Origin of the sequence: Pseudonocardia asaccharolytica DSM 44247 = NBRC 16224 (genome assembly GCF_000423625.1) — a bacterium.
Classification (GTDB): Bacteria; Actinomycetota; Actinomycetes; order Mycobacteriales; family Pseudonocardiaceae; genus Pseudonocardia; species Pseudonocardia asaccharolytica.
In genome coordinates this window covers 155,499-180,251 of the sequence record NZ_AUII01000003.1, presented here as the reverse complement: position 1 = coordinate 180,251, position 24,753 = coordinate 155,499, and the positions used below count along the sequence as shown (strand labels likewise).

Here is a 24,753-nt window from a genome sequence, read left to right as displayed (position 1 = left end):
CGCGCTGTCAAGACCGCAGCCGGGCGAGCAGCAGCCCGACGGGGACGCTCACCAGCACGATGAGCACCAGCAGCCGGTAGCCGCGCAGCAGCCATCGGTCCAGGCCGGTCCGCCGCGGTGCGGCGCCCCGCACGCTGTGCACGAACAGGGCCAACGTCACCACCAGCAGCCCGCCGCCGACGTCGACGAGCGCGAGGATGCCCAGCAGCGTCCCCAGCAGCACCGCGGCGTTGCCACCGTTCCAGCCGATCACCTGTGCCGCGACGAGCCGCGTCGATGTCCCCGGGGCGAAGACCGCCTGACCGATCCCCAACCCGACCTGCGCGACACCCCCGACCAGCACCAGGTAAGCCGACGCCCACGACGCCTGCTGGGAAGGGGCCGAGGCGGTCACCGCGGCCACCAGCCCGCCGGCGATCACGCACGCGATCCCGATCAGTGCGAACGGCAGCTGCGCCCGAACGTTGCCGGCCGAAACCCGCACGGCGCACCTCCCGTCCCGTTCCCGTAGCGATCCTGATTGAACCGGAAGATGATCCTCCCTATCCGGCCCCCCTCGCTCAGGCTCCGTCGCTCAAGCCGCCGCGGCGACGACGCGTCCGACCGCCGCGTCGACCGCCGCCCGCAACGCGGCGTGTCCCGGCCGCAAGGCGGCGCGGTCGGCGCGGACCTCCACCATGCGCAGTCCGGGCCCCGGCGCGACCGCGGCAGGCAGGTCGGCGAGGTCGGCGAGGTCGGTATGGGCGACGCCTGTCGCGGCACACAGCGCCGCGAGGTCGACCGCGTGCGGGGTGCCGAAGACCCGTTCGAAGGCGCCCGCATGCTCGGGCGCGCCCTGTTCGAGCAGGCTGAAGATGCCGCCGCCCCGGTCGTTGAGCACGATGAGGGTGAGATCGGGCCGGGGTTCGCCGGGCCCGATCACCAGCCCGGTCGTATCGTGCAGCAGCGTGAGATCGCCGAGCAGCGCGTAGGCCCGGCCGGGACCGGCGAGCGCCACCCCGACGGCCGTCGACACCACGCCGTCGATGCCCGCCACCCCGCGGTTGGACAGCAGCCGGACCCCGGCGCGGGGGACGGCGGCGAGCGCGACGTCGCGGATCGGGTTCGACGAACCGAGCACCAGCACCGACCCGCCGGGCAGGCTCGCGAGCAGCGCGCGGGCCAGCCGCGGCCCGCCCGGCGCCGCCGCGCCGTCGAGCGCGGTGTCGAGGGCGGCCGCCGCGGCGGCATCGGCGGCGTGCCAGCGGCCGATCCACTCCCGGGGCGGGCGGAGCGCGGGCAGCGAGCCCGTCGCCCGCACGGTCGCGGCGACGTCGGTCCACGGCGCGCCCGCCGGGTCGTCGACCGCGTACACCGCGACCGCCGGATCGGCCAGCAGGCGCTGGACCGGACGGTGCAGCGTCGGCCGTCCGAGCACCACCACCTGGGCCGGACGCAGCGGCGCCGCGGCCGGCGCGCCCAGCAGCCACGGGCCCGCGCGCAACCCGTCGGCCCAGTAGCCCGAGGACGGCTCGGCGATCAACGGGGCGCCGCCGAGGTCGAGCCCGGGGGGCGCCCCGTGCCCGGCGATCACCAGCGTCGCGGCGCCGGGGTCGAGCGGGAGCGCGGGGGCGCTGCGTCGTCCCGGGACGGCGGCCGTCCATGGACCGCCGTCGGGTCGGCCCTCGAGGGCCTCCGGCCAGCCCGCCGTCCCGTCCGGCACGAGCGGCTCGGCGAACGGCGCGTTGAGGTGCACGGGGCCCGGCGGACCGCCGACCGCACCCGTGGCGGCCGCGACGACGCGGTCGACCACCGACCGCCAGTGGGCCTGCTCACCGGTGGCACGGGTCGCGACGGCGGTGGTCGCGGCCAGCCGGACGGCGGAGCCGAAGATCCCGGGCTGCGTGATCGTCTGACTGGCACCGGCCCCGATCAGCTGCGGCGGACGGTCGGCGGTGAGCGCGATCAGCGGCACGTGGGCGTGCGCCGCCTCCAGCACCGCCGGGTGCAGGTTCGCCACCGCGGTGCCCGACGTCGTGCACACCGGCACCGGTCGTCCCGAGCGCAGTGCCAGGCCGAGCGCGAGGAACCCGCCGGCGCGCTCGTCGATCCGCATGTGCAGCCGCAACCGTCCGGCGGCATCGGCGGCGTGCAGTGCGAAGGCCAGCGGGGCGTTGCGCGAGCCGGGGCACAGCACCGCGTCGGTGACGCCGGTCCGCACCAGCTCGTCGACGATCACCGTGGCCTGCGCCGTCGAGGGATTCACTCCCGCAGCCTATGACCCCCTGTGAGTGCGTAACAGTGTTCTAACACTGTTACGCACTCACAGGGCCTCGTCTACAGGTCGATCAGTTCGAACGCCACGCCCAGTTCGGCGCCGGGTAGCCCGGCCCCGACGGCCTCCGCCACCGGGCGCAGGAACGCCTCGGGATCGGCCATCGCGCCCCTCAGTCCGGCGAGGTAGGCCTGATGCGCCCGCAGGGAGGCCACCGCGCGGTCGAACATCGCGGTGATGTCGACGGCATGACCGGCCAGCGGAGACGCCGCGATCGCCACCCAGCGCACGCCGTCCCACGGTTCACCGGCGTCGGGAAACAGCCACCGGTTGGCGGCGTCCCGCACCGCGTCGAGGGTGGCGAGCCCGACCGCGCGATGGTCTGCCATGTTGAGCCCGCCGCCCGGCCAGCGCTCCCGATGGTTGCTGGTCACCACGAGCTCCGGGCGGTGCCGCCGGATCGCCTCGGCGATATCGCGACGCAGCGGCACGCCGTACTCAACCAGGCCGTCGGGATGGTCGAGGAACTCCACCACCGAGACCCCGACCTCCGCGGCGGCGGCCCGCTGCTCCGCCTCCCGCAGCGGACCGCATTTCTCCGGTGGCAACGTGTCGATGCCCGCCTCCCCGCGGGTGGCCAACAGGTAGGCGACACTGCGTCCCTCGGCCGTCCAGCGCGCGATCGCCCCGGACCCGCCGTATTCGAGGTCGTCCGGATGGGCGACGACGGCGAGCGCGCGGCTCCAGTCGGTGGGCATCGGGGTGTAGCACTCAGGCATACCGGCTCCTCCTCCGTCCGCTCTCCGTCCCACCCTGTCATCAACCGGCCGGCGACGGTGCGTCTCGGTCGACCAGACCTCCGGCGGCTACTGTCTGCACCGACATGAGCGCGACCCTCCACGCCACCGATCTCGCCGCCGGTCACGGGGATCGGGTGCTGTTCTCCGGGCTCGACCTCGTCGTCGCCCCCGGCGACGTCGTCGGCCTGGTCGGGGCCAACGGCGCCGGCAAGTCGACGCTGCTGCGGCTGCTGGCCGGACAGGCCGTCCCCGAGGCCGGGACCGTCACCCTCAGCCCGCCCGAGGCCACCATCGGGCACCTGCCGCAGGAGCCCGACCGTCGCCCCGGCGAGACGGTCGCGGGATTCCTCGCCCGGCGCACCGGCGTCGCCGCCGCGCAGTCCATGATGGACGACGCGGCGGCCGCTCTCGCGGAGGGTCTCGCCGGCGCCGACGACGCCTACGCCGGCGCGCTCGACCGCTGGCTCGCCCTCGGTGGCGCCGACCTGGAGGAGCGGGCCGGCGAGGTCGCGGCCGAGGTGGGCCTCGGCGTCGACCTGGCCACCCCGATGACGGCGCTGTCCGGCGGGCAGGCCGCCCGGGCCGGGCTCGCCGCCCTGCTGCTCTCCCGTTACGCCGTGCTGCTGCTCGACGAGCCCACCAACGACCTCGACCTCGACGGCCTGGAGCGCCTCGAGCGGTTCGTCGCCGGGCTGCGGGGAGGACGGGGAACAGGCACGGTGATCGTCAGCCACGACCGGGAGTTCCTCGCCCGCACGGTGAACCGGGTCGTCGAGCTGGATCTGGCCCAGCAGCAGCTCGGCGTCTACGACGGGGGCTACGACAGCTACCTGACGGAGCGCGAGATCGCCCGCAGGCACGCCCGCGAAACCTACGAACAGTACGCCGACACGCTGGACGGCCTGCGCAGCCGCGCCCTCATGCAGCGCAACTGGATGAGCCAGGGCGTCCGCAACGCTCGCCGGAAGGCCCCCGACAACGACAAGATCAGCCGCAGGACCCGCGTCGAGGCCAGCGAGAAACAGGCCGCCAAGGTCCGCCAGACCCAGCGGATGATGGAGCGGCTCGAGGCCGTCCAGGAGCCGCGCAAGGAGTGGGAGCTGCGGATGACGATCGCCGCGGCGCCGCGTTCCGGGGCGGTGGCGGCCAGCCTGAACGGGGCGGTGGTACGGCGAGGTGGGTTCACCCTCGGCCCGGTCACCGCGCAGGTCGCCTGGGCCGACCGCGTCGTCATCACCGGCGCGAACGGGGCAGGGAAGTCGACGCTGCTCGGCGCCCTGCTCAGCCGCATCCCCGTCGACGAGGGCAGCGCCGGGCTGGGGGCCGGGGTGCGGGTCGGCGAGATCGACCAGGCGCGCGGGCTGTTCCTCGACGACGTTCCGCTGGCCCGCGCGTTCGGCGAGGCGGTGCCGGACTGGTCGGAGTCGCAGGTCCGAACCCTGCTGGCCAAGTTCGGGCTGGCCGCCGCCCACGTCCCGCGGCCGGCCGCATCGCTGTCACCGGGTGAGCGGACCCGAGCCGCGCTGGCGCTGCTGCAAGCCCAGGAGGTCAACCTGCTGGTGCTCGACGAGCCGACCAACCACCTCGACCTACCGGCGATCGAGCAGCTCGAGCAGGCGTTGGACAGCTTCCCCGGAACGGTGTTGCTCGTCACCCACGACCGCCGGATGCTCGACACCGTCCGCATCACCCGACGCTGGTCCGTGGCGGCGGGCCGGCTCACCGAGAGCTGAACGACAAGGGCCGGTGCCCGCACGCGCGCACCGGCCGGTGGTCATCGGACCCCGTGGGGCCTCACCCCTCGGAGGCGCCCTCCGGTGCCTGCGGGGCGATGGCGAAGCGCAGCTCCTCGTTGCCCTCGGCCGTCGTGATCGGTTGGACATCGAGGACCATGTCGTCGAGAACCTGGGCGGCCGTTGCCTCCAGGAAGACCGAGACGCCGTCTCCGGAGAGGACCGTGTCCTGCTCGACCGGCTGAGCCGCCAGCGACAGCTCCAAACCTTGATCGGGGTTCGTCGCCGCGATGCGCAGACCACCCCCTTCCGGAAGATCCGCATTCGCAGTCAGGGACTTGATGGCTTCGGCCGCGTTGTCGGTGATTGCCAACATGCCGACCCACGGTAGGCCCCTTGCCCCGATCACGCTGGGTCTGGTCTTCGGCCCAGGACGCGAGCGGCCAGCTGGGCGAGGTGCATCGGCTCGCGGGTGCCGGCCTGACGCAGCTGGGTACGACAGCTGAAGCCATCGGCGAGCACGGTCACCGCGGGGTCCGCGGCCCGCACGGCCGGGAGCAGGACGCGCTCCGCACATGCCATCGAGACGTCGTAGTGGCCCTTCTCGAAGCCGAAGTTGCCGGCCAGCCCGCAACAGCCCGAGTCGAGCATCTCGGCATCCACCCCGAGCGCGGCGAGCACCGCGGCATCGGTCTCGGCCCCGAACTCCGCGTGCTGATGGCAGTGCACCTGAACCAGCGCCCTCGCCCCAGACGCCCCGACGGAGTCCGGCAGATCGTCGAGATGCCCACCGAGCAGCTCAGCGAACGTGCGAACCCCCTCCGACAGCCGGGCGGTCCACGGTTCGTCGGGCAACAGCTCCGGCCCGTCGGCGCGCAGCGCGGCCGTGCACGAGGGCTCCAACCCCACGACGGGGACGCCCGCGGCTAGCCACGGCTCGATGGTGCGCAGGCTCCGCCGCAGCACGGCGCGCGCCGCGGCGACCTGGCCGGTGGAGGTCCAGGTCAACCCGCAGCACACGGCGCGCGGCGGGATCTCGACCGTGTAGCCGAGCGACTCCAGCACCCACACGGCGTCGACCGCGATCGCCGGGTCGAAGTGGTCGGTGAACGTGTCCGGCCACAGCAGCAGCCGCCCGCGCCGCCCGGAACCGCGGCGCCGGTGCCGCGCCGCGCGGAAGGCCGAGGTGAACGTGCGGCGGGCGATCGGCGGGATCGACCGCTCCGGGGCGATCCCGCCCACCCTCTTCGCCACGGCACCCAGCGGCCCCCGCGCGGCCGCGTTCAGCACGTCGACCATCCGCGCCGGCAGCGCGCCGACCAGCCACAGCCACCGTGGCAACGCGCCCATCGAGTAGTGCGACGCCGGCCGCAGCCTGCCCTGGTAGCGCTGCGCGAGGTACTCGGTCTTGTACGCCGCCATATCGACGCCGACCGGGCAGTCGCGCTTGCAGCCCTTGCAGGACAGGCACAGATCCAGCGCCTCGGCGACCTCGGGCGACTCCCAGCCACCGGTGATCACCTGCCCGTTCGCCATCTCGAACAGCAGCCGCGCCCGGCCGCGCGTGGAATGCATCTCCTCGCCGGTCGCCCGGTAGCTGGGACACATCACCCCGCCCGACGCCGTCACGCATTTGCCGACGCCGAGGCAGCGCCGGGTCGCCCTGGCGAAGCTGCCGCCGTCGTGCCCGAACGCCAGCTGCGGTGTGTCGGGGATGGCCGGCATCCCGACGAAGATCCGCAGGTCCTCGTCCAGCATGGCGGGACGGACGATCCGCCCGGGGTTCATCCGGTCGTCGGGGTCCCAGATGCCCTTGAACTCCGCGAAGCCCGCGATGATCCGCGGCGGATACATCCGCGGGAGCAGCTCGGCGCGGGCCTGGCCGTCGCCGTGCTCACCCGACAGCGACCCCCCGTGCGCGACGACCAGGTCGGCGGCGTCCTCCATGAAGCGGCGGAAGCCCGCGATGCCGCGCCTGGTGAGCAGGTCGAAGTCGATCCGGACGTGCAGGCAGCCGTCGCCGAAATGTCCGTAGTAGACGCCGCGACGGCCGTGGCCGGCAAGCAGCGCGTCGAACTCGCGCAGGTAGCCGCCGAGCTTCTCCGGCGGCACCGCGGCATCCTCCCAGCCCGGCCATGCCTCTCCGCCGTCGGGCAGACGGGTGACGATGCCCGCGCCGTCCTCCCGGATGCGCCACAGCGCCTTCATCGCGGCCGGGTCGCTCACGACCACGCTGGTGACGCCGTAGGATTTCATCGCCGCGGCGACGGCGTGTGCGCCGGCTTCGGCCTCCGCCACCGTCGCGCCGCCGGTCTCGACGTAGAGCCAGCCGCCGCCGGACGGCAGCGCGCGGGCGGCCCGCTCGACCGGGTTGGCCGCGCGCAGCGCCGCGATCAGCCCGGCGTCCATCCCCTCGATCGTCAGCGGGTTGTACTCGCGCACGACCATCACGTGATCCGCGGCGAGATAGGCGTCCGGGAAGCCCAGCACGGCCAGCGCCCGTACCGGCGGCGACTCGACCAGCCGCACCGTCGCCTCGAGCACCGTCGCGCAGGTGCCCTCGGTCCCGACGAGGGCCTTGGCCAGGTCGGCATCGCCGGGCAGCAGTTGGTCGAGGTTGTAGCCCGACACCCGGCGGGTCAGGTCGGGGAACGAGGCGCGGACGTCGGCCGCCAGCCGCTCGCCGAGCGCCCGCAACCGGTCGGGGATCGCGCCGGTGAGCTGCCCCGGACCCAGGCTGACCCGCTCGCCGCGGTAGGTCAGCACGTCCAGCGCGACCACGTTGTCGACGGTCTTGCCCCACGCCACCGAATGCGAGCCGCACGCGTTGTTGCCGATCATGCCGCCGAGCGTGCAGCGGTTGTGGGTCGACGGGTCGGGGCCGAACGTCAGGCGGTGCGGACGGGCCGCGTCGCGCAGGGTGTCGAGCACGAGGCCCGGCTGTACCCGCGCGGTCCGGGCCTGCGGATCGATCTCCAGGATGCCGTTCATGTGCCTGACGAAGTCGAGCACGACCGCGGCGTTGACGGCCTGGCCCGCGATCGACGTCCCGGCGCCCCGCGGCAGCACCGGCACCCCGTGCGCCCGGCAGACCGCGAGGGCGGCCTCGACGTCGGCGTCGTCGCGCGGGGACACCACGCCGATCGGGACCCGGCGATAGTTCGATGCGTCCGCCGACCACATCGCGCGGTGCGCGGCGTCGAAGCGGACCTCACCGGCGATGGCGGCGGCGAGATCCGCGGTCAAGGCACGGGTGTCGGCGGGGGGCACACTCACCCGATCAGTGTGGACCGGGACCCGGTTTCGACGCGGGGGTGGCCGGTTTCGCGGGCGCCGGCTGCGGGTGCCCGTGGCCATGGCTGGGCCCGGCCGCGCCGGTGCCCGCCGAACCCGCACCCGCGCCGGGCAGCGGGTCGCCCGCGCGCAGCGGCGCATCGTGGTAGCGGCCCTCGTGGGCGAGGATCGGGCGCTGGTCCCCGGCCAGCTCCGGGTATTTGGCCTCGAGCCGCTGCCTGCGTTCCCACTGCCGCTGCATCCGGGTGATGTACTCCCGGTCACCGTCGTAGACCCCGCGCCAGGTCTGCGGCATCTGCTCCTTGGCCGGCCCGGGGTCGGCCTGGCCGCCGAGACTGATCCCCGCTGGCATCTTGCGGGTCGCCCCGCCGCAGTCCGGGCACGGCGGCTCGGCGGCGTCGCGGGAGGTCAGCCGCTCGAAGCGGAGCCCGCAGGCACAGCGATAGACGTAGATCGGCATCGTCGCAGGTCCTTCTGTCCTGTGAGTGCGTAACAGTGTTCTAACACTGTTACGCACTCACAGGTGGCTACCAGTTGGAGATGGATTTCGTGAGGATGTCGGCGATGTCGTCCTCGGACGGTGTCTTCGGGCAGGTGGCCAGCAGCCGCTGCTGTTTCATCGTTCCGGGAACGAGATCGGGTACGTCGGCCTCGGTGTAGCCGACGGCGCCGATCCCGCTGGGGATCCCGATGTCGCGCATCAGCGAGATGAGCACCGACGGCAGTTGCTCACGCGGGTCGTTCGTCCTGTCCGCGCGCGGGTCCATCAGCTCCGCGGCCCGCAGATGCCGCTCCGGGGCGGACTCGAAGGAGAACCGGAACGCCTGCGGCGCGGTCAGCGAGACCGACTGCCCGTGCGGGACCATCGGCTCGTCCTGCGGATAACCTGCGGGCCGGTAGTCGCGCACCATCCCGGCGATCGGATAGCCGTTGGCGTGTGGGATGTGCACCCCGGAATTGCCGAAGCCCATCCCGGCGAACGTCGCGGCCATCATCATGTTCGACCGCGCTTCGACGTCCTCCGACCCGCGGTGCACCGCGTCGCGGAAGGACTGCGCGAGCAGCCGCATCGCCTTCTCGCACCACAGGTCCGACACCGGGTTGGAGCCGCAGTAGGTCACCCGCTCCTCGGGCTTCTTGCGGTCGAACGCCGTGTACCACTTCGCCGTGTAGGACTCCACCGCGTGGCAGACGATGTCCATCCCGGCCGACGCGGTGACCTCCGGCGGCAGCGACATCGTCAGCAGCGGGTCGATCACAGCGAGCGTCGGACGCAACCGCCAGTGGCTGATCCCGGTCTTGACCTTCATCGACAGGATGTCGAGCACGCACATCGCGGTGGACTCCGAACCGGTGCCCGCCGTCGTCGGGATCGCGATGAGCGGCTTGAGCTGCCCCGGCGGTGCCTTGGCGGCCCCGATCGGCTTGTTGATGTAGTCCATCAGCTCGCCGGGATGGCTGGTGAGCAGGTTGATCGCCTTGGCGGTGTCGATCGAGGACCCGCCGCCGACGGCGACGAAGCCGTCCCAGGGGCCCTGCGCGCGGGCGTACTCCGTCGCCTTGTTCATCGAGTCGTCGGTCGGCTCGACGTGCACGCCGTCGAAGATCTCCGACTCGATCTCGTAGCGCTTGAGGTTGTCGGCGATGCGCTGCGGCGCCCCGATCGCGCTGATCCCCGGGTCGGTGATGATCAGTACCCGCCGGACACCGTAGAGCGACATCTCGAACCCGACCTCGTCGGCGGCTCCGGCACCGAACTTCAGCGGCGGCGCCCCCCAGGTGAAGATCGTCTCCTCGGTCAGGTCGGCGGCTGTCATGTGTAGGCCCCCTCCGGCACCGTCCGGATCTTGTGGATCTGATCGGGATCATGTCCGAAGATCATCTGAGCTCCGGTCCTCTCCTGGACGCCGCGCAGCTTCTCCACGGAGCGGAACCAATCCTCGAGGTTGTTCACGATCGCGGCGGGGGCGGCGGGCGGGCCGTAGCTGTCCCCCATGTAGACAGCGTCGGAGGTGAAGATCATCGTTCCGGTATCGGGCAGCTCGACCTGCATCGACATGCAGCCGGGGGTATGCCCGGGCGACTCGATCAGCGTGACGCCGGGCAGGAACTCGGCGTCGCCGGAGACCGTCTCGAACGTCACGCCCTCGTAGTCGGTCTTGAGGTGGGCCCCGCTGAACAGCCCGTCGAAACTGTGTGCGAACTCCATTTCCTTGTCATTGACGACCAGTCTGGCGTTGGTGTTCTCGAACATCTTCACGTTGCCGGCGTGGTCGAAGTGCAGATGCGACAGGACCACATAGTCGATCTCGTCGAGGCCGACGCCCATCGTCTTGAGCCGGGAGTCGAGGTACTCCTCGTCGCTGACCGCGTCGTAGGGGAAGAACTCCTGGAAGCCGGTGGGAGCCCAGCGCTGCTCCCAGTCCCGGGGACAGCTGGTGTCCCAGAGGATCTTCCCCCCGTCGGTCTCCACCAGAACGCAGTGCGTGGGCACCTCCGACCACACGATCTTGGCGTCCTTCTCCTGCCGCGGGCGGATGGTCCGCCCCGCCTTGAGCAACAGCCAGGTCAGGTCTGCGTGCATCGCTCCGCACGGGATGACGCTCACTTTGTTCGCAGTTGCCATCGTGGTCCCTTCAGCGCTGAGGGGGTGACCGCGTGTCTGGCACACGCGCCTCGACCGTGGCATGTGGCATGCCACACGTCAATCGGTGGCGACGTGCCGTTGCGTCAACGGTGGCTCGTCCAACCCAGATCGACATCGACGCCGCCCGACTCGGCACCCGCCTCCTGGGAGATGAGCAACTCGGCGGTGTGCTGGAGGTGCGCCCGCATCGCCTCGGCCGCGGCGGCGGCGTCACCCGCCTCGATCGGTTCGAGGATCTTGTGGTGCTCGACGACGATGTCGTCGAGGCTGCGCGAGGCCCGGGCGGTCGACACCCCGCGGCGCAGCACCATGTCGCGAAGGCCGTCGACGAACTCGGCGAGCCGCCGGTTGCCCGACGCCTCCAGCACGACCCGGTGAAACCGCCGGTCGTGCTCCAGCATCCGGAACTCGTCGTCGGCCTTCGCAGCCCGCTCCATCGCCTGGTAGAGCCGCCGCAGCTCCCGGCGCCCCGCCGCGTCGAGCTGTCCGACCGCCCGCCGCGTCGCCGGCACCTCCAGCAGCAGCCGCAGCGCGAAGACCTCCTCGAGATCGTGCAGCGAGGTCTGCAGGATGCGCACGCCGCGATTGCGCTCGAAGCGGACCATGCCCTGCCCGGCGAGCTTGATCAGCGCCTCCCGGACCGGCGTGCGGGAGACCCCGAGTTGGCCGGCGAGGTTCGCGACCGAGTGCAGACTGCCCGGCTGCAGCTCACCGGTGATCACCGCGGCCCGCAGCGCGTCGAGCACCTGGGCATAGACGGTGGACGTCTGCCTGACCTGCTTCATCGTGACCGCCCCGACACGGTCCGGGAGACTGGCATGCCACATACCACCGGTCAAATCGGCCGCATCCGGCCCGGTCGCGGGGGCGCCCCGACGGCGGAAAGTAGGGTCGGCGCCGTGACCGACGCCGTGTCCGAGCTGTTCGACCCCGAGGCATGGAAGGCCGTGCCGGGTTTCGAGTTCACCGACATCACCTACCACCGCGCCGGGGCCGCGGGCCCCGCGGGCGGTACCGTGCGCATCGCTTTCGACCGCCCGGAGGTCCGCAACGCGTTCCGGCCGCACACCGTCGACGAGCTGTACACCGCGCTCGACCATGCCCGGCAGACCTCGGACGTCGGCTGCGTGCTGCTCACCGGTAACGGTCCGTCCCCGCGCGACGGCGGCTGGGCGTTCTGCTCCGGCGGTGACCAGCGCATCCGCGGCCGCACCGGCTACCAGTACGCCTCGGGCGACACCGCCGAGACCGTCGACCCGGCGCGCGCGGGGCGGCTGCACATCCTCGAATGCCAGCGCCTGATCCGGTTCATGCCCAAGGTCGTCATCGCCGTGGTGTCCGGCTGGGCGGCGGGCGGCGGACACTCCCTGCACGCGGTCGCGGACCTCACCCTGGCCAGCGCGGAGCACGCCCGGTTCAAGCAGACCGACGCCGACGTGGGCTCCTTCGACGGCGGCTACGGCTCGGCGTACCTGGCGCGGCAGATCGGGCAGAAGTTCGCCCGCGAGATCTTCTTCCTCGGCCGCGCGTACACCGCCGAGCAGATGCACCGGATGGGCGCGGTCAACGCCGTCGTCCCGCATGCGGACCTGGAGAAGGTCGCGCTGGAATGGGCGGCGGAGATCAATGGCAAGTCGCCGACCGCGCAACGGATGCTCAAATACGCGTTCAACCTTGCCGACGACGGCCTGGTCGGCCAGCAGCTGTTCGCCGGCGAGGCGACCCGGCTGGCCTATATGACCGACGAGGCGGTGGAGGGCCGCGACGCGTTCCTGCAGAAGCGCGAGCCCGACTGGGCGCCCTACCCCTGGCACTACTGACCACCGCCACATGATCGGCATCCGGGTTCGCCGCGGCCCCGCCACCATGACCAGCGTTTCGGAGGCCGGAGCCGCGCATGCCGCGGTCGCGGGCTCCGAAACGGTGTTCATGCCTCGGGCAGGTCGGTCGTGACGGCCCTGGAGGTGGTACCGGTCGACGGCTCACCCCGGGCCGTCGCGCGGCTGGCCGACGCCCTGGGCGCCGCTCTGGACGGCACCGGCCCCGCAGTGGCCCCGGTGGCCGGGCCCGGGGCCGTCCCCGCCGGGGAACCCGCCCCCGGCACGGCGGTGGTGATCGCCACCTCGGGCTCCACCGGACTGCCCAAACACGTCATGCTCACCACCGCCGCGCTCACCGCATCGGCCCGGGCCACCGAGCGGCATCTCGGCGGTCCGGCGCGCTGGCTGCTGGCGCTGCCCGCCGAGCACGTCGCCGGCGTCCAGGTGATCGTGCGCGCGCTGCTGGCCGGGGCGCCACCGGTCGTGCAGGATCTGCACGACGGCTTCCGACCCGCCGAGTTCGCCGCCGCCACCGCCCGGCTGACCGGCGAGGCCGCGGGCGCCCGGCGCTGCACCAGCCTGGTGCCCACCCAGGTGCTTCGCATCCTCGACGCCGGCGGCCCGCCGCTCGACGCGCTGTGCGGCTACGACGCCGTCCTGGTCGGCGGGGCGGCGCTGGACGCCGGCCTGCGCGCCCGGGCCGAGGCCGCGGGCGTCGCCGTCGTCGCCACCTACGGGATGAGCGAGACCGCGGGCGGCTGCGTCTACGACGGCATCCCGCTCGACGGCGTGCGGGTGCGGCTCGACGCGGACGAGCGCATCCTGCTCGGCGGTCCCACCCTCGCCGCAGGCTATCTCGGCAGGCCGGACGAGACCGCCGCCGCGTTCACCGACGGGTGGTTCCGCACCGGCGACCTGGGGCGCTGGGACGGCACCCGGCTCACCGTCCTCGGCCGGGCCGACGACATGATCGTCACCGGCGGGAAGAAGATCGCCCCCGCCGCGGTGGAGCGGGCGCTCGCTGCCCAGCCGGGGGTCGGCGCGGCCTGCGTGGTCGGGCTGCCCGATCCGCAGTGGGGCGAGGTCGTCGGCGCGGCGCTGGTGCTGACCGGGCCCTCCGACCTGGAGCGCCTGCGCGCGGCCGTTCGCGCGGACCTGGGGCGGGCCGCGGTGCCGCGCAGGGTGCGGGTGGTTCCCGAGCTGCCGCTGCGCGGCGTCGGCAAGCCCGACCGGGCCGCCGTCCGCGCGCTGCTGACCGCCGAGAAGGGCGACACGAACAGCGAGGACGCAGACGCCCCGAACCGGTGACACCGAGCACCGCCCCCGAGTGTGCTCACTCTCTGTTTCTTGACCACTACCGGCTCATGCGGTGTGGTTCGCACCTGACGGCACAGGCACCACTGTCGTCACCCGGGTAACAGGTCGCGCGTCATGGGGGTCGCGAGAATGTGGACGAGGCTGCGTACCGCGCTGCTGCTCACCGTCGCGGGCGTGCTGGCCGCCGGCGTCGCGCCGGCCTACGCGGCCGCGCCGCCGCTCACCACCTGGTCGTCGGACCTGCGCTCCGGCGAGGCGGCCGGGGTGACGACACGCGCCGACGCCGTCGTGCTCGACCAGCGCACGGCCCGGCCCATGCCGCCCGGGGCGCATCCGGGGACGGCCGGCCGGACGGCGATGACGGAGGGCGCCCCGGACCCCGACCCCGCCGCGGTGCGCTCGACCGGCCTGCTCACCCTCGCCCCGCACACCCTCGCCCACCCGACCGACCGCGTCGACTCGATGGTCGTCGCCGACCTGCCACCGGGCAGCACCGTGACCGTGGACGTGCGAGGCAGGCGCGCCGGCGGCAACTGGACCGAGTGGATTCCCTCGACGTCGACCGGCACCACCTACCGCGACACCGCGGGTACCGCGACGCTCCCCGAACCCATCACCGAGGTGCAGAGCCGGCTCGTACTGGCCGGAACGCCGGATGCCCGACCGCTGGTCCGGGACCTGCGCCAGGCCGCGCACCCGACGTCGCGGACCACCGCCGCGGCCGTCCCGCGCAAGACGCTCAGCTCCCGGGTCTTCGCCACCAGGGAGGGCCTGGTCGGCGGTACCACGGCCAACGGGCACGTGATCACCGAACGAGACCATTTCGTCGCGCTGCCCTCGCGGCGGGCCCTGTCCCCCCGCGGGACGAGCGACTATTCGGTCAAGGTCTGCACGGCAGGCGGCCGCTGCGCGTTCGCCCCGGTCTGGGACGTCGGCCCGTGGAACACCCGCGACGACTACTGGAACCCCGGCACGGTCCGGCAGAACTGGGCGGACCTCCCGCAGGGTCTTCCCGAGGCCCAGGCCGCCTACCGCAACGGCTACAACGGCGGCAAGGACCAGTTCGGCCGCAAGGTCGTCAACCCGGCGGGGATCGATCTCGCGGACGGCCTTTTCTGGGACGCGCTCGGCCTGCGCGACAACGCCTGGGTGACCGTGGACTACCTGTGGACCGGCTCGGCCCGGTTGGCGGAGGTCGCGGCGAAGGAGAACGTCCCGGTCCGCGCCGCACCGAGCCGGAACGCCGAGCAGGTCGGGATCGCGGTGCGCACGGCCGACGTTCCCGTCGAATGCGTCACGGGCACCGCGCCGAACGCCTGGCTTCGGATCGGCGCCGGCCAGTTCGTCGCCGCGAGCGCGGTGTCCGGCGCCGGTGCCGTCGGGGCGTGTCCGGCCGCCGGATAGGTTGCGCGGGTGGCCACCCTGGCGCAGTGGATCGAAGGTGCCCGTCCGCGCACCCTCCCGACCGCGATCTCTCCCGTCCTCGTCGGCACCGGCGCCGCCATCGGCAGCGGCACCATCGCACCGGGGCGGGCGCTGCTCGCGCTGGTCGTGGCGGTGTCCCTGGTGGTCGCGGTCAACTTCGCCAACGACTACTCCGACGGCATCCGCGGCACCGACGACACCCGGGTCGGACCGCAGCGGCTCGTCGGCTCCAAGGCGGCGGCGCCGGTACAGGTGCGCACGGCGGCGTTCGTCGGGTTCGCGGTCGCGGGGCTGGCCGGGCTCACCCTGGTCTCGCTGAGCCGGCAGTGGTGGCTCCTCGGGATCGGCGTCCTCTGTGTTGTGGGCGCCTGGTTCTACACCGGCGGAAAGCGACCCTACGGCTACACCGGGCTCGGCGAGGTTGCGGTGTTCGTGTTCTTCGGCCCGATCGCGGTGCTCGGCACGGTCATCACCCAGAGCGGTGCCCCCGGGCCGCTCGCGATCGTCGGTGCCGTCGGCGTCGGGGTGCTGACCTGCGCGGTGCTGGTGGCCAACAACCTGCGCGACATCCCGACCGACGAACTGGCGGACAAGCGCACCCTGGCCGTGCTGCTCGGCGACGCCGACACCCGCCGACTCTACGCGGCGATCGTCATCCTGCCGTTCGTCCTCTCGCTGCTGTCCGCGCTGCGCAGCCTGCCGATGGCGCTCGGCCTGCTCGCGCTACCGCTGGGCATCACCCAGGTGCGCCGGGTCCTCGGCGGGGCGGATGGGCGAAAGCTGATCCGGGTGCTGCGCGACACCGGGATCCTGCTGCTGGTGTGGTCAGCCGCGACCGGCGTCGGGCTGGCGCTCGGTGCCCTCGTCTGAGCCCTCGTCCGAGCCCGGCGCCACCTCCCCACGCAGCCGGGCCCGCAGCGCCTCGCGCTCCGCCGAACGTCGCTCCTCGGCGACGGCGATCGCGGCGTCGAGCCTGCCGCGCAGCCCGCGGAACAGGAACATCGACAGCGGCAGCGCGACGATCAGCGCGATCAGCATGGCCAGCAGCAGCGGGACGCCCGCGAACATCAGCAACCCGCCGATGACGGCGACGAGCGCGAGTCGGGCCAGCGTGTAGAGCGCGACGGTCGCGGCCAGCCCTGGTGGGTGATCCCGCCGGGTGCCCGGCGGCTCGGACGCGGGGTTGGACATACCCCGAGGGTACGGCCGCCCGCGGGCCGGGGCGTTGGCGGTGGCACCCCCACCCGGAACCGTCCGATTCGTCCTTTAAGAGCCCTTTACCTTCAGACAACCGTTCGAGTACCCACGGTCCGAGCTGTCACGATAGCCCGGTAATCAACGACCTGGAGGCACGGATGTCGACTCCGACCCAGAACCAGAACGAGCGGCTGCTCACCCCCGGCGAGGTGGCGACCCTGTTCCGCGTCGACCCGAAGACCGTGACCCGATGGGCGTCGGCCGGTCGGATCGGCTCGATCCGTACACCCGGTGGACACCGCCGTTTCCGTGAGTCCGAAGTTCGCGGGATGCTCGCCGAACTCACCAGCGAGGCGACCGTACCCACGCGGGGCTGAGCACCCGGTCGGCCGAGGGAGAGCTCGGTACCCGCCGGGCTCTTCACCCGGATCTTGCCACACCTGGGTTAACCTCGTGCCGGAGGTGGTTGTGATGCTGTTCCTCGTCACGCTCGCGAGTGCCGTGATCATCACGTTGCTGCTGTGGAAGGCGATGAACACCGAACGGAACAGCAGCCGGCCGGGCCTCCGGCACGCGCTGTGGCGGCCATCCGGTGGCGCCGTTCGGTCGCGGGTCAGCGGACCTGACGACGACCCCGATTTCCTGCGTCATCTCGACGAGACCGTCCGGCGCCGGGAGGACCCACCCACAACCTGACGTCAGGACGGGAAGCCGTCGGCCACCGACGCGGCCAGTTCCAGCAGCGCGATCCGGGTCGCCGGATCGAGTCGATCCAGATCCACCTCCGCGCCCTCCTCCAGATGGGCATCGAACGGGACGCGCACGACCGCACGGCACCGCAGTGCGAAATGCTCCGCCACCCGGTCCAGATCCACCCCACCCGCCCGCCGGTGCACGCAGTTGATCACTGCGACCGCGTTGGCCACCAGATCGGCGTGCCCGTGCGCATCCAACCAGTCCATCGTGGCCGACGCGCTGCGGGCGCCGTCGATCGATCCGGACGACACGATGATCAGCTGATCCGCCACCCCGAGCACGCCGTACATCGCGGAATGCATCAGGCCGGTGCCGCAGTCGGTGAGCACGATGTTGTAGAAGTGCTCGAGCAGGTTGACCGTGCGCCGGTAGTCGTCCTCGCTGAAGGCCTCGGAGACCGCGGGGTCCTGGTCGCTCGCCAGCACCTCCAGACGCGAAGGACCCTGAGAGGTGTACGCGCGCACGTCGGTGTAGCGGCGCACGCGCTGGGCGTCGCGCAGCAGGTGCCGCACGGTGGCGCTGGTTTCCAGCGGAATCTTCTGGCTGAGCGTGCCGCGGTCCGGATTGGCATCGACGGCGACGACCCGGTCACCGCGCAGTGATGCGAACGTCGCGCCGAGCGTCGCGGTCATCGTGGTCTTGCCGACGCCGCCCTTGAGACTCAGCATCGCGATCTTGTAGCAGCCCAGGAGGGGCTGGTTGACGCGGGTGGTGAGCTCGCGCTTGCGGATATCGGCGGGGCTCTCCCCCGGATTGATCAGCCGCCCGGACAGCCGATAGACGACCCGGCGCCAACCCGACTGCGGCGGACGCTTCGAGGGGCGCAACAACCGGGCCGAGGACAGATCGGCGGCACCGGCCAGATCGGCCTCCCCGATCCGGGCGCGCTGCGCCTCCTGCGCTGCCACAGCGCCCGGATCGGTCCACCCCGAACCGCTGGGCCGCGGCGGGCGGGGCGACGGGGCCGGGGGTGGCGGAAGCGGCCCAGCCGAGGGCGGCCCAGCCGGCGGCTCGGCCGGGGGCGGCGCGGCCTGCGCCGGGGTCCCGGGCTCGGTGCGCCTGGGTGCACCCGGGCCCGCCCCGTGCGGCGGGTTCGGCGCCTCGAGTTCGGCCTCGAGGTCCTCGACGGAACGCGGATCCGCCGCCCTACCCCAGACCTCGGCGACCGGACGCGCGGGTGCATCGAGGTACTGCCGGGGCGTCGGCCGGGACTCGAACTCGGGCTCCGGGCGCGGAGCGGGCGGCACGGGCGCGCGGTCGCGCGGACGGTGCGTGGCCGACGGCTCGGTCCCCCAGCGCTCGCGGACGTAGCGGCCCACTGAGCCGTCCGGGTAGTCCTGCGGCTCTCGCTCACTCACGTACAGCGACGTTAGTCCCGCCTACGGTCATGGTCGAGATCAGGTGGGCGCGATCAGCCGATCCCGGCGTAGGAGTGCAGCCCCGCGACCACCATGTTGATGAAGAACAGGTTGAACACCACGGTGGCCAGCCCCAGAGAGTTGATCCACGCCGCGCGGGTGGTGCGCCAGCCCGCGGTCGCCCGCGCGTGCAGGTAGGCGGCGTAGATGATCCACGAGACGAACGCGACCGTCTCCTTCGGGTCCCAGCCCCAGAACCGGCCCCAGGCCGCCTCGGCCCAGATCGCCCCGGCGATCACGGCGAACGTGAAGATCGGGAACGCCACGGCGGTCACCCGGTAGGCGAGCCGGTCGAGCGCCGCGGCCGAGGGCAGCTTCGCCACCAGGGCCGCGGCCTTCCCTGAGCCGCTGAGCAGGTACAGCAGGCTCGCGACGCCGGCGACCACCAGCAGCCCGGACGCGATCGTCACCGTCGTGACGTGGATGGCCAGCCAGTAGGACTGCAACGCGGGCACCACGGGCGCGGCCTGCGCATACAGCACCGTGCCGCCGAGGAACATCAGGATCCACACCGGCGGCAGCACGAAGGCGCCGGCCAGGCGGAGCGACGGCGACCGGCGCAGCACCACCAGCCAGGTCACCACCACCGCCAGGCAGATCGCCGCGGTGAACTCGTACATGTTGCCCAGCGGCCAGCGCTCGGTCGCGAGCCCGCGCAGCACGATCGACGCGCCGTGCAGCAGCACACCGAGCACGGTGATCGACACGGCCATCCGCCCGAACCGCTCCGAGCCCGAGCGGCCGGCGGGCTCGGCCCCGGCAGCTCCCGCCCCATCAGCTCCGGCCCCGTCGGCCGCATCACCCGCCCCGACCAGCGCCGGTGCGCGCACCGTCTCTCGCGCGGCCACGTACTCCGCCGCGTGTAGCAGGATCGCCAGCGTGTACACGGCGACCGCGCCGAAGAACAGGCGGTCGCTGAACAGCGCGAGGACCGGATCGATCGGCATCAGGTGTCCCCAGGGTGAGTGTCGGGTGGAGGGTCCGTGTTCGATGGGCCCGGCAGGCCGGTGCCCGGCAGGTCGGTATCCAGCAGGTCGGCGCGCAGCCGGTCGAACTCCTCGCCGTAGCCGGCCTGGTCGGTGCGCGCCAGCCCGCCGAGCTCGACGGTGCTGCGTCCGGCCCCGTCCCCGGGGTGGATCCGGACCCAGAACCGGCGGCGTTTGATCGAGAGCGAAAGGCCGAGCCCGAGCAGCACCGTGATCGCGAACACGAGCACGGCCGACTGGCCCGGGTCGTGGCTGATCTGCAGCGACACCCACTGCTGGACGCCGTCGAAGCGCACCGTCGTGCCGTCGTCGAGCGCGACCTGCTCACCCGGCGCGAGGTTGGCCCGCGCCACCCGGACGAGCTCACCGGACTCGACCTTGCTCTGGTCCACCGAGAAGATCGACTGCCCGCGGCCGTCGTCGAGACCGAGGTCGCCGCGCAGGATGTCGACCGCGACCTCCGGGTCACGCAGGTCGGGGAAGACCGAGGTGACCAGCGCACCGCCGGAGCTCGTGGGCGCGAACAGCCCGGTCACCGCGAGCTGGTTCGTGCGCCGCTGCTCGGGATCGGTCACCCCGGGACGCTCGAACTTGGTGGCCCCCTCCGACAGCAGGGTGACCTGGTCGACGGGCTTCCACTGGATCTCGCCGGTGCGCTGCTGGCCGTCGGGCCAGGTCACGGTGAACCGCGGCGCGTAGCCGTGGCCGAGCAGGTAGACCCGCGACCCGTCGATACGCAACGGGTGGTTCACCGCGAGCGGATAGGGCGTCCACCGGTCGGTGTGCCCGGCGGCCAGGTCGGCGGCGGTCTGGTAGCCGATATCGGCCCGGAAGCTGTCCGGCTGGCCGTTGGGCAGGTAGTCGGCCTCGAAGTCGTCGACCTTGACGCAGAACGGGTGGAGCTGGGTGCCGTCGACGCGCAATCCGGCGCGGAACGAGTCGTAGCCCAGAATCGAGGAGTTGCAGAACTGGCCGCCCCCGGTCAGCACGATGACCTGGCCCTCGTAGCCGAAAAGCTTGCCGACCGCGAAGCCGATCAGCAGCCCGACCAGGCTGAGGTGGAACACCAGGTTGCCGGCCTCGCGCAGGTAGCCCTTCTCCGCGGAGACCGTGCGCACTCCGCCGGGTTCCTCCCGCACGGCGGTCCGCCAGCCGAACCGGCGGCCGGCGCCGAGCCGGCCGCGGATCCGCTCGAGCACCGTGTCGGCGTCCGCGTCCAGCACGGCCGATGCGTGGTGCGGCAGCCGGGACAGATTGCGCGGGGTGGCGACGGGCGCGGCCCGCATCCCGCGCAGATGCTCGACGGTCCGCGGCAGCACGCAGCCGACCAGCGAGATCATCAGCAGCAGGTAGATCGCGGCGAACCAGGGCGCGGCGAAGACGTCGAAGAAGCCGAGGTCGTCGAGGATCGGCGCGAGCCACGGGTAGTCGGCGAAGTACTCGTCGACGAGGGACTGGTTGAGTGATCGCTGGGGCAGCAGCGCCCCCGGCAGCGCCGCCACCGCCAGCAGGAACAGCAGTACCAGCGCGGTGCGCATGCTGGTGAGCCCGCGCCAGGTGTTGCGGCCGAACGCCAGCATCCGGGTCGCCGCGGACGGCCTGCGCGGCGGCGGCGCGGCACCCGGCGCCGCCTCGGGCGGCGACGGCGACGCGGTCGGTGGCGAACTCATCGGCGCCTGCGCTACAAGGCCGGGGTGAAGCCGGCGATGGATACCTGAAGCTGCGCGAGCAGGCCGCCCCACAGCCCGGTCACCAGCAGCACGCCGACGGCGACCAGCAGCACGCCGCCCCCGACCTGGATCGCCCGGGTGTGCCGGCGCAGCCAGCCCAGCGCCCGCACGGCGCGGGACGCGCCCAACGCGATGATCACGAACGGCACCCCCAGCCCGGCGCAGTAGGCGAGTGTGAGCACGATCCCGCGCAGTGAACCACCGCCCGTCCCGGCGGCGACCGCGACCACCCCGGCCAGCGTCGGGCCCACGCACGGCACCCAGCCGAGCCCGAAGACCGCGCCGAGCAACGGCGCGCCCCACAGGCCCGCCCGCGGCACCCAGTGCACGCGGCGCTCGTTCTGCAGCGCGGGCAGCAGCCCGACGAACGCCAGCCCCATCACGATCATCACCATGCCGCCCACGCGTTGCAGCACGACCTCGTTGCGCACCAGCGTGTCGGCCAGCCAGACGACCCCGACCAGGATCGTGCCGAACACGGCGGTGAACCCGGCGACGAACAGCGCGGCCGCCCCGGCGACGCGGAACCGGCCCGCCCGGCGGCGAGCCGCCTCGGCGGGGGTCGCGGGCGGGGCGTCGGCGCCCACGAGACCGGCGAGATAGGCGAGATAGCCCGGGACCAGCGGGACCACGCACGGTGAGGCGAAACTCACCGCGCCGGCAAGCGCCGCGACCGCGACCGCGACCAGCAGCGGTCCCGACATCGCGAGGGTGGTCGTGGGGTCCATCGACCACCAGGTTAGGTGTGCCGGCATCCGGCCCGCCCACCGGGTTCTACAAGATGTAGTGGAACCGTACTCACACGGCCGGTTCGGCCGCGAGGCGCTCGACCAGCGGGAGCAGCTCGCTCACCCGGATCTGGGTGAGGTAGACCGCCGCGACCCGATGCCGGCGGTCCAGCACGATCGTCGACGGCACGACGTTGCGTGGGTACCCGCGCAGCTGAAACAGTGCCCGCCCGGGTGGGTCGTAGATCGAGTCGAAGGTCAGCCCGCGGTCTCGGACGAAGTCGGCGGCGGCGGCCCGGTCGTCGCGGACGTCGATGCCCATCATGGCCACCCCGTCGGCCCGGGTCTGGTCGAGCACGAACTGGAGATCGGGCATCTCCTCCCGGCACGGCCCGCACCAGGAACCCCAGATGTTGATCACGAGCACCTTGCCGGCGTGGTCGCCGACGCCGATCGTCTGCCCCGGGTGCAGCAGGCTCTCCCCCGACAGCTGCGGGAGCCTGCTGCGGGACTCCGGCGGGTCGTAGGTGATGGTCATCTGCCCGCCGGGCGCGACGAACTGGAACTCCCCGCCGACGGCGACGGCGTCCTTGCCCGTCGTCGCGCAGCCCGCGAGCAGCAGCAGCGCCGCGATCAGCGTCAGCAGCCGGATCATGCGCCGGTCACCGCCGGGTCGCTCGCGCCGGCCGGCTCGCTGTAGCGCAACCCGGTCAGCTCATGGTCGGTGAACTCGAGCGTGGTCAGCGACGCCAGCGCGCACTGCCTGCGCCGCGGGTCGTGCCACAGCCGCTGCCCGAGCAGGAAGCGACGCAGCGTCCAGATCGGCAGCTGATGCGACACGCATACCGCCTCATGGCCGCCGGCCAGCTCCCGGGCACGGTGTGCGGCGGCGAACATCCGATGGGCGATCCGCCGGTAGGGCTCGCCCCAGGACGGGGTGAACGGGTCGGTCAGCAGCGGCCAGTTCCGGGGACGCCGCAGCGCCCCGTCGCCCACCCCGAACGTCTTGCCCTCGAACCGGTTGGCGGCCTCGATGAGCCGCTCCTCGGTGACGATCTCGACGCCGTGCGTCGCGGCGAGGGGCGACGCGGTCTCCTGCGCCCGCTGCAGCGGCGAGGCGAGCACGACGGTGATGTCGTTCTCGGCCAGCGCCTTGGCGACCTTCTCGGCCTGCGCGAGGCCGTTCTCCGAGAGCCGGAAACCGGGGAGCCGCCCGTACAGCACCCCGCCGGGGTTGTGCACCTCGCCGTGCCGCAACAGATGCACCAGGGTCGTGGTGCTCATGCCGTCGGCTTCGCGGCGGCGGCGGCCTTCGCCGCATCGGGCAGGGCGGACTCGATGACCGCGAACGCGTCGTCGTCGAGGGCCGCGGAGACGAACCACGCCTCGAACGCACTCGGCGGCGGGTACACCCCGCGTTCGAGCAGCGCGTGGAAGAACGCCGGGAAGCGGAACGTCTCGGCCGCCTGCGCGCCGGCGTAGTCATGCACCTCATCGGCGGTGAAGAACACCGAGAGCAGGTTGCCCGCGTACTGCACGCGGTGCGCAACCCCCGCCGCGGTCAGCGCCTCGCCGATCAGCCCGCCGAGCCTGCGCGCGTTGACGTCCAGCGCGGCGTAGACGGCCTCGTCGGCGTGGCGCAGGGTGGCCAGCCCGGCGGCCACCGCGACGGGGTTACCCGACAGCGTCCCGGCCTGGTAGACCGGCCCGGCCGGGGCCAGGTGGGCCAGGTGCGCCGCGGGCCCGCCGAACGCCGCCGCGGGCAGCCCGCCCGACATCACCTTCCCGAACGTGTAGAGGTCGCCGGGCACGCCCTCGAGCCCGTACCAGCCGGCCGGGGAGACCCGGAAACCCGTCATCACCTCGTCCATCACCAGCAGCGCGCCGTGCTCGCGGGTGATCTCGCGCAGGCCCGCGTTGAAGCCCGGCCGGGGCGCGATCGCGCCCATGTTGCCCGCGGCGGCCTCGGTGATCACGCAGGCGATCTCGGCGCCGCGCTCGGCGAATACCGCGCGGACGGCATCGAGGTCGTTGTAGGGCAGCACGACCGTGTCCGCGGCCTGGGCCCCGGTGACGCCGGGGCTGGTCGGCAGTCCGAGCGTCGCCACCCCCGAGCCCGCCTGAGCCAGCAGGGCGTCGACGTGGCCGTGGTAGCAGCCCGCGAACTTGACGATCACCCGACGGCCGGTGATGCCGCGGGCCAGCCGGATCGCGCTCATCGTCGCCTCGGTTCCGGAGTTCACCAGCCGGACCTGCTCGACGGGCGCGACCCTGGCGATGATCTCCTCGGCGAGCTCGATCTCGGCCGGGGTCGGGGCGCCGAACGACAGCCCGTGGCCCGCCGCCGCGCGCACTGCCTCGACGACGGCCGGATGCGCGTGCCCGAGGATCATCGGGCCCCACGAGGAGACCAGGTCGACGTAGCGGACGCCGTCGGCGTCGGTCAGCCACGGCCCGCGCGCCGACACCATGAACCGCGGCGTTCCCCCGACCGCGTTGAACGCCCGGACCGGGGAGTTGACCCCGCCCGGGATGGCCCTGCTCGCCCGCTCGAACATCTGGGCGGAGGCCTGCGCAGCAGGCGGGGCGGGGGTGGAGGGCGAACTCGGCGACGAACTCACGGCCACCAGTCTCGCAGCCGGTCGGTG

Annotated in this window: 24 protein-coding genes; 7 read left to right on the top strand and 17 right to left on the bottom strand. The window is 72.9% G+C overall.

Going from position 1 to position 24,753, the window contains the following annotated elements; translation table 11 throughout:
• Positions 1–7: 7 nt before the first annotated feature.
• The 3 genes from G567_RS0104935 to G567_RS0104925 all read right to left on the bottom strand — a co-directional run bounded on the left by G567_RS0104935 (position 8) and on the right by G567_RS0104925 (position 3,033).
• Entirely contained in the window at positions 8–484 is a 477-nt protein-coding gene (locus G567_RS0104935; protein WP_028929101.1) for a hypothetical protein, read from the bottom strand.
• 90 nt (positions 485–574) lie between these two features.
• Positions 575–2,245, bottom strand: a complete 1,671-nt coding sequence (menD, locus tag G567_RS0104930) for a 2-succinyl-5-enolpyruvyl-6-hydroxy-3-cyclohexene-1-carboxylic-acid synthase (protein ID WP_028929100.1) — start codon at positions 2,243–2,245, stop codon at positions 575–577.
• 71 nt (positions 2,246–2,316) lie between these two features.
• Complete coding sequence (locus G567_RS0104925; protein WP_028929099.1) at positions 2,317–3,033, bottom strand: PIG-L deacetylase family protein; 717 nt, start codon at positions 3,031–3,033, stop codon at positions 2,317–2,319.
• A 104-nt stretch (positions 3,034–3,137) separates the two neighbouring features.
• On the opposite strand from G567_RS0104925, the gene G567_RS0104920 reads away from it, so the two are divergent.
• Positions 3,138–4,787 (top strand): ABC-F family ATP-binding cassette domain-containing protein, encoded by a 1,650-nt coding sequence (locus G567_RS0104920; protein WP_028929098.1) that lies wholly within the window; start codon positions 3,138–3,140, stop codon positions 4,785–4,787.
• Positions 4,788–4,848: 61 nt separating this feature from the next.
• On the opposite strand, the gene G567_RS0104915 is transcribed toward G567_RS0104920, so the two are convergent.
• The 6 genes from G567_RS0104915 to G567_RS0104890 all read right to left on the bottom strand — a co-directional run bounded on the left by G567_RS0104915 (position 4,849) and on the right by G567_RS0104890 (position 11,513).
• Complete coding sequence (locus tag G567_RS0104915) at positions 4,849–5,163, bottom strand: adhesin (protein ID WP_028929097.1); 315 nt, start codon at positions 5,161–5,163, stop codon at positions 4,849–4,851.
• 29 nt (positions 5,164–5,192) lie between these two features.
• Positions 5,193–8,063, bottom strand: a complete 2,871-nt coding sequence (locus G567_RS0104910) for an FAD-binding and (Fe-S)-binding domain-containing protein (protein ID WP_245585543.1) — start codon at positions 8,061–8,063, stop codon at positions 5,193–5,195.
• A 4-nt stretch (positions 8,064–8,067) separates the two neighbouring features.
• Positions 8,068–8,541: an FmdB family zinc ribbon protein gene (locus tag G567_RS26865; RefSeq protein WP_084795878.1), complete on the bottom strand. Its 474-nt coding sequence runs from the start codon at positions 8,539–8,541 to the stop codon at positions 8,068–8,070.
• Between the two features lie 67 nt (positions 8,542–8,608).
• Positions 8,609–9,898, bottom strand: a complete 1,290-nt coding sequence (locus G567_RS0104900; protein ID WP_028929095.1) for a hydroxyacid-oxoacid transhydrogenase — start codon at positions 9,896–9,898, stop codon at positions 8,609–8,611.
• On the bottom strand, positions 9,895–10,665 hold the full coding sequence (locus G567_RS0104895) for an N-acyl homoserine lactonase family protein (protein ID WP_245585542.1): 771 nt from the start codon (positions 10,663–10,665) through the stop codon (positions 9,895–9,897). The genes G567_RS0104900 and G567_RS0104895 overlap by 4 nt, the downstream gene beginning before the upstream one ends.
• 146 nt (positions 10,666–10,811) lie before the next feature.
• Entirely contained in the window at positions 10,812–11,513 is a 702-nt protein-coding gene (locus G567_RS0104890; protein WP_028929093.1) for a GntR family transcriptional regulator, read from the bottom strand.
• 114 nt (positions 11,514–11,627) lie between these two features.
• On the opposite strand from G567_RS0104890, the gene G567_RS0104885 reads away from it, so the two are divergent.
• The 4 genes from G567_RS0104885 to G567_RS0104870 all read left to right on the top strand — a co-directional run bounded on the left by G567_RS0104885 (position 11,628) and on the right by G567_RS0104870 (position 16,160).
• On the top strand, positions 11,628–12,548 hold the full coding sequence (locus tag G567_RS0104885; RefSeq protein ID WP_028929092.1) for a 1,4-dihydroxy-2-naphthoyl-CoA synthase: 921 nt from the start codon (positions 11,628–11,630) through the stop codon (positions 12,546–12,548).
• A 138-nt stretch (positions 12,549–12,686) separates the two neighbouring features.
• The gene (gene menE / locus G567_RS0104880; RefSeq protein ID WP_037055989.1) at positions 12,687–13,856 is read left to right on the top strand and encodes an o-succinylbenzoate--CoA ligase; all 1,170 of its coding nucleotides are present in this window, start codon (positions 12,687–12,689) and stop codon (positions 13,854–13,856) included.
• Positions 13,857–13,979: 123 nt separating this feature from the next.
• The gene (locus G567_RS26860) at positions 13,980–15,269 is read left to right on the top strand and encodes a hypothetical protein (RefSeq protein ID WP_211223853.1); all 1,290 of its coding nucleotides are present in this window, start codon (positions 13,980–13,982) and stop codon (positions 15,267–15,269) included.
• Between the two features lie 9 nt (positions 15,270–15,278).
• Entirely contained in the window at positions 15,279–16,160 is an 882-nt protein-coding gene (locus tag G567_RS0104870) for a 1,4-dihydroxy-2-naphthoate polyprenyltransferase (protein ID WP_028929090.1), read from the top strand.
• On the opposite strand, the gene G567_RS26855 is transcribed toward G567_RS0104870, so the two are convergent.
• A complete protein-coding gene (locus G567_RS26855) occupies positions 16,116–16,481 on the bottom strand; it encodes a DUF4229 domain-containing protein (RefSeq protein ID WP_084795877.1) in 366 nt (121 codons plus the stop codon). The genes G567_RS0104870 and G567_RS26855 overlap by 45 nt on opposite strands.
• A gap of 164 nt (positions 16,482–16,645) precedes the next feature.
• Between G567_RS26855 and G567_RS0104860 the strand changes: the two genes are divergently transcribed.
• Positions 16,646–16,864 carry a BldC family transcriptional regulator gene (locus G567_RS0104860; protein WP_028929089.1) on the top strand — a complete coding sequence of 73 codons (219 nt, stop codon included), beginning with the start codon at positions 16,646–16,648 and terminating at the stop codon, positions 16,862–16,864.
• Between the two features lie 94 nt (positions 16,865–16,958).
• Positions 16,959–17,183 carry a hypothetical protein gene (locus G567_RS0104855; RefSeq protein ID WP_211223852.1) on the top strand — a complete coding sequence of 75 codons (225 nt, stop codon included), beginning with the start codon at positions 16,959–16,961 and terminating at the stop codon, positions 17,181–17,183.
• A 2-nt stretch (positions 17,184–17,185) separates the two neighbouring features.
• Here the strand turns inward: G567_RS0104855 and G567_RS26850 are convergent, their stop codons facing one another.
• The 7 genes from G567_RS26850 to hemL form a co-directional block, all read right to left on the bottom strand.
• Positions 17,186–18,601 (bottom strand): MinD/ParA family ATP-binding protein, encoded by a 1,416-nt coding sequence (locus G567_RS26850; RefSeq protein ID WP_245585541.1) that lies wholly within the window; start codon positions 18,599–18,601, stop codon positions 17,186–17,188.
• 53 nt (positions 18,602–18,654) lie between these two features.
• Positions 18,655–19,608 carry a c-type cytochrome biogenesis protein CcsB gene (gene ccsB / locus G567_RS0104845; protein ID WP_028929087.1) on the bottom strand — a complete coding sequence of 318 codons (954 nt, stop codon included), beginning with the start codon at positions 19,606–19,608 and terminating at the stop codon, positions 18,655–18,657.
• Positions 19,608–21,317, bottom strand: a complete 1,710-nt coding sequence (resB, locus tag G567_RS26845) for a cytochrome c biogenesis protein ResB (protein WP_084795875.1) — start codon at positions 21,315–21,317, stop codon at positions 19,608–19,610. Before resB ends, ccsB begins: the two co-directional genes overlap by 1 nt.
• An 11-nt stretch (positions 21,318–21,328) precedes the next feature.
• Positions 21,329–22,105, bottom strand: a complete 777-nt coding sequence (locus tag G567_RS0104835; RefSeq protein ID WP_028929086.1) for a cytochrome c biogenesis CcdA family protein — start codon at positions 22,103–22,105, stop codon at positions 21,329–21,331.
• Between the two features lie 70 nt (positions 22,106–22,175).
• Positions 22,176–22,760 carry a TlpA disulfide reductase family protein gene (locus tag G567_RS0104830; RefSeq protein ID WP_028929085.1) on the bottom strand — a complete coding sequence of 195 codons (585 nt, stop codon included), beginning with the start codon at positions 22,758–22,760 and terminating at the stop codon, positions 22,176–22,178.
• Positions 22,757–23,389 (bottom strand): histidine phosphatase family protein, encoded by a 633-nt coding sequence (locus tag G567_RS0104825; protein WP_028929084.1) that lies wholly within the window; start codon positions 23,387–23,389, stop codon positions 22,757–22,759. Before G567_RS0104825 ends, G567_RS0104830 begins: the two co-directional genes overlap by 4 nt.
• Positions 23,386–24,726: a glutamate-1-semialdehyde 2,1-aminomutase gene (gene hemL / locus G567_RS0104820; RefSeq protein WP_261763806.1), complete on the bottom strand. Its 1,341-nt coding sequence runs from the start codon at positions 24,724–24,726 to the stop codon at positions 23,386–23,388. Before hemL ends, G567_RS0104825 begins: the two co-directional genes overlap by 4 nt.
• Between the last annotated feature and the right edge of the window lie 27 nt (positions 24,727–24,753).

Coding starts and splice junctions, on each gene's coding strand:
- G567_RS0104925 (WP_028929099.1), bottom strand. CDS start 3,033: ATGCCTGAGTGCTACACCCCGATGCCCACCGACTGGAGCCGCGCGCTC.
- G567_RS0104920 (WP_028929098.1), top strand. CDS start 3,138: ATGAGCGCGACCCTCCACGCCACCGATCTCGCCGCCGGTCACGGGGAT.
- G567_RS0104915 (WP_028929097.1), bottom strand. CDS start 5,163: ATGTTGGCAATCACCGACAACGCGGCCGAAGCCATCAAGTCCCTGACT.
- G567_RS26865 (WP_084795878.1), bottom strand. CDS start 8,541: ATGCCGATCTACGTCTATCGCTGTGCCTGCGGGCTCCGCTTCGAGCGG.
- G567_RS0104900 (WP_028929095.1), bottom strand. CDS start 9,898: ATGACAGCCGCCGACCTGACCGAGGAGACGATCTTCACCTGGGGGGCG.
- G567_RS0104895 (WP_245585542.1), bottom strand. CDS start 10,665: ATGCACGCAGACCTGACCTGGCTGTTGCTCAAGGCGGGGCGGACCATC.
- G567_RS0104890 (WP_028929093.1), bottom strand. CDS start 11,513: ATGAAGCAGGTCAGGCAGACGTCCACCGTCTATGCCCAGGTGCTCGAC.
- G567_RS26860 (WP_211223853.1), top strand. CDS start 13,980: ATGGGGGTCGCGAGAATGTGGACGAGGCTGCGTACCGCGCTGCTGCTC.
- G567_RS26855 (WP_084795877.1), bottom strand. CDS start 16,481: ATGTCCAACCCCGCGTCCGAGCCGCCGGGCACCCGGCGGGATCACCCA.
- G567_RS0104860 (WP_028929089.1), top strand. CDS start 16,646: ATGTCGACTCCGACCCAGAACCAGAACGAGCGGCTGCTCACCCCCGGC.
- G567_RS0104855 (WP_211223852.1), top strand. CDS start 16,959: ATGCTGTTCCTCGTCACGCTCGCGAGTGCCGTGATCATCACGTTGCTG.
- ccsB (WP_028929087.1), bottom strand. CDS start 19,608: ATGCCGATCGATCCGGTCCTCGCGCTGTTCAGCGACCGCCTGTTCTTC.
- resB (WP_084795875.1), bottom strand. CDS start 21,317: ATGAGTTCGCCACCGACCGCGTCGCCGTCGCCGCCCGAGGCGGCGCCG.
- G567_RS0104835 (WP_028929086.1), bottom strand. CDS start 22,105: ATGGACCCCACGACCACCCTCGCGATGTCGGGACCGCTGCTGGTCGCG.
- G567_RS0104830 (WP_028929085.1), bottom strand. CDS start 22,760: ATGATCCGGCTGCTGACGCTGATCGCGGCGCTGCTGCTGCTCGCGGGC.
- G567_RS0104825 (WP_028929084.1), bottom strand. CDS start 23,389: ATGAGCACCACGACCCTGGTGCATCTGTTGCGGCACGGCGAGGTGCAC.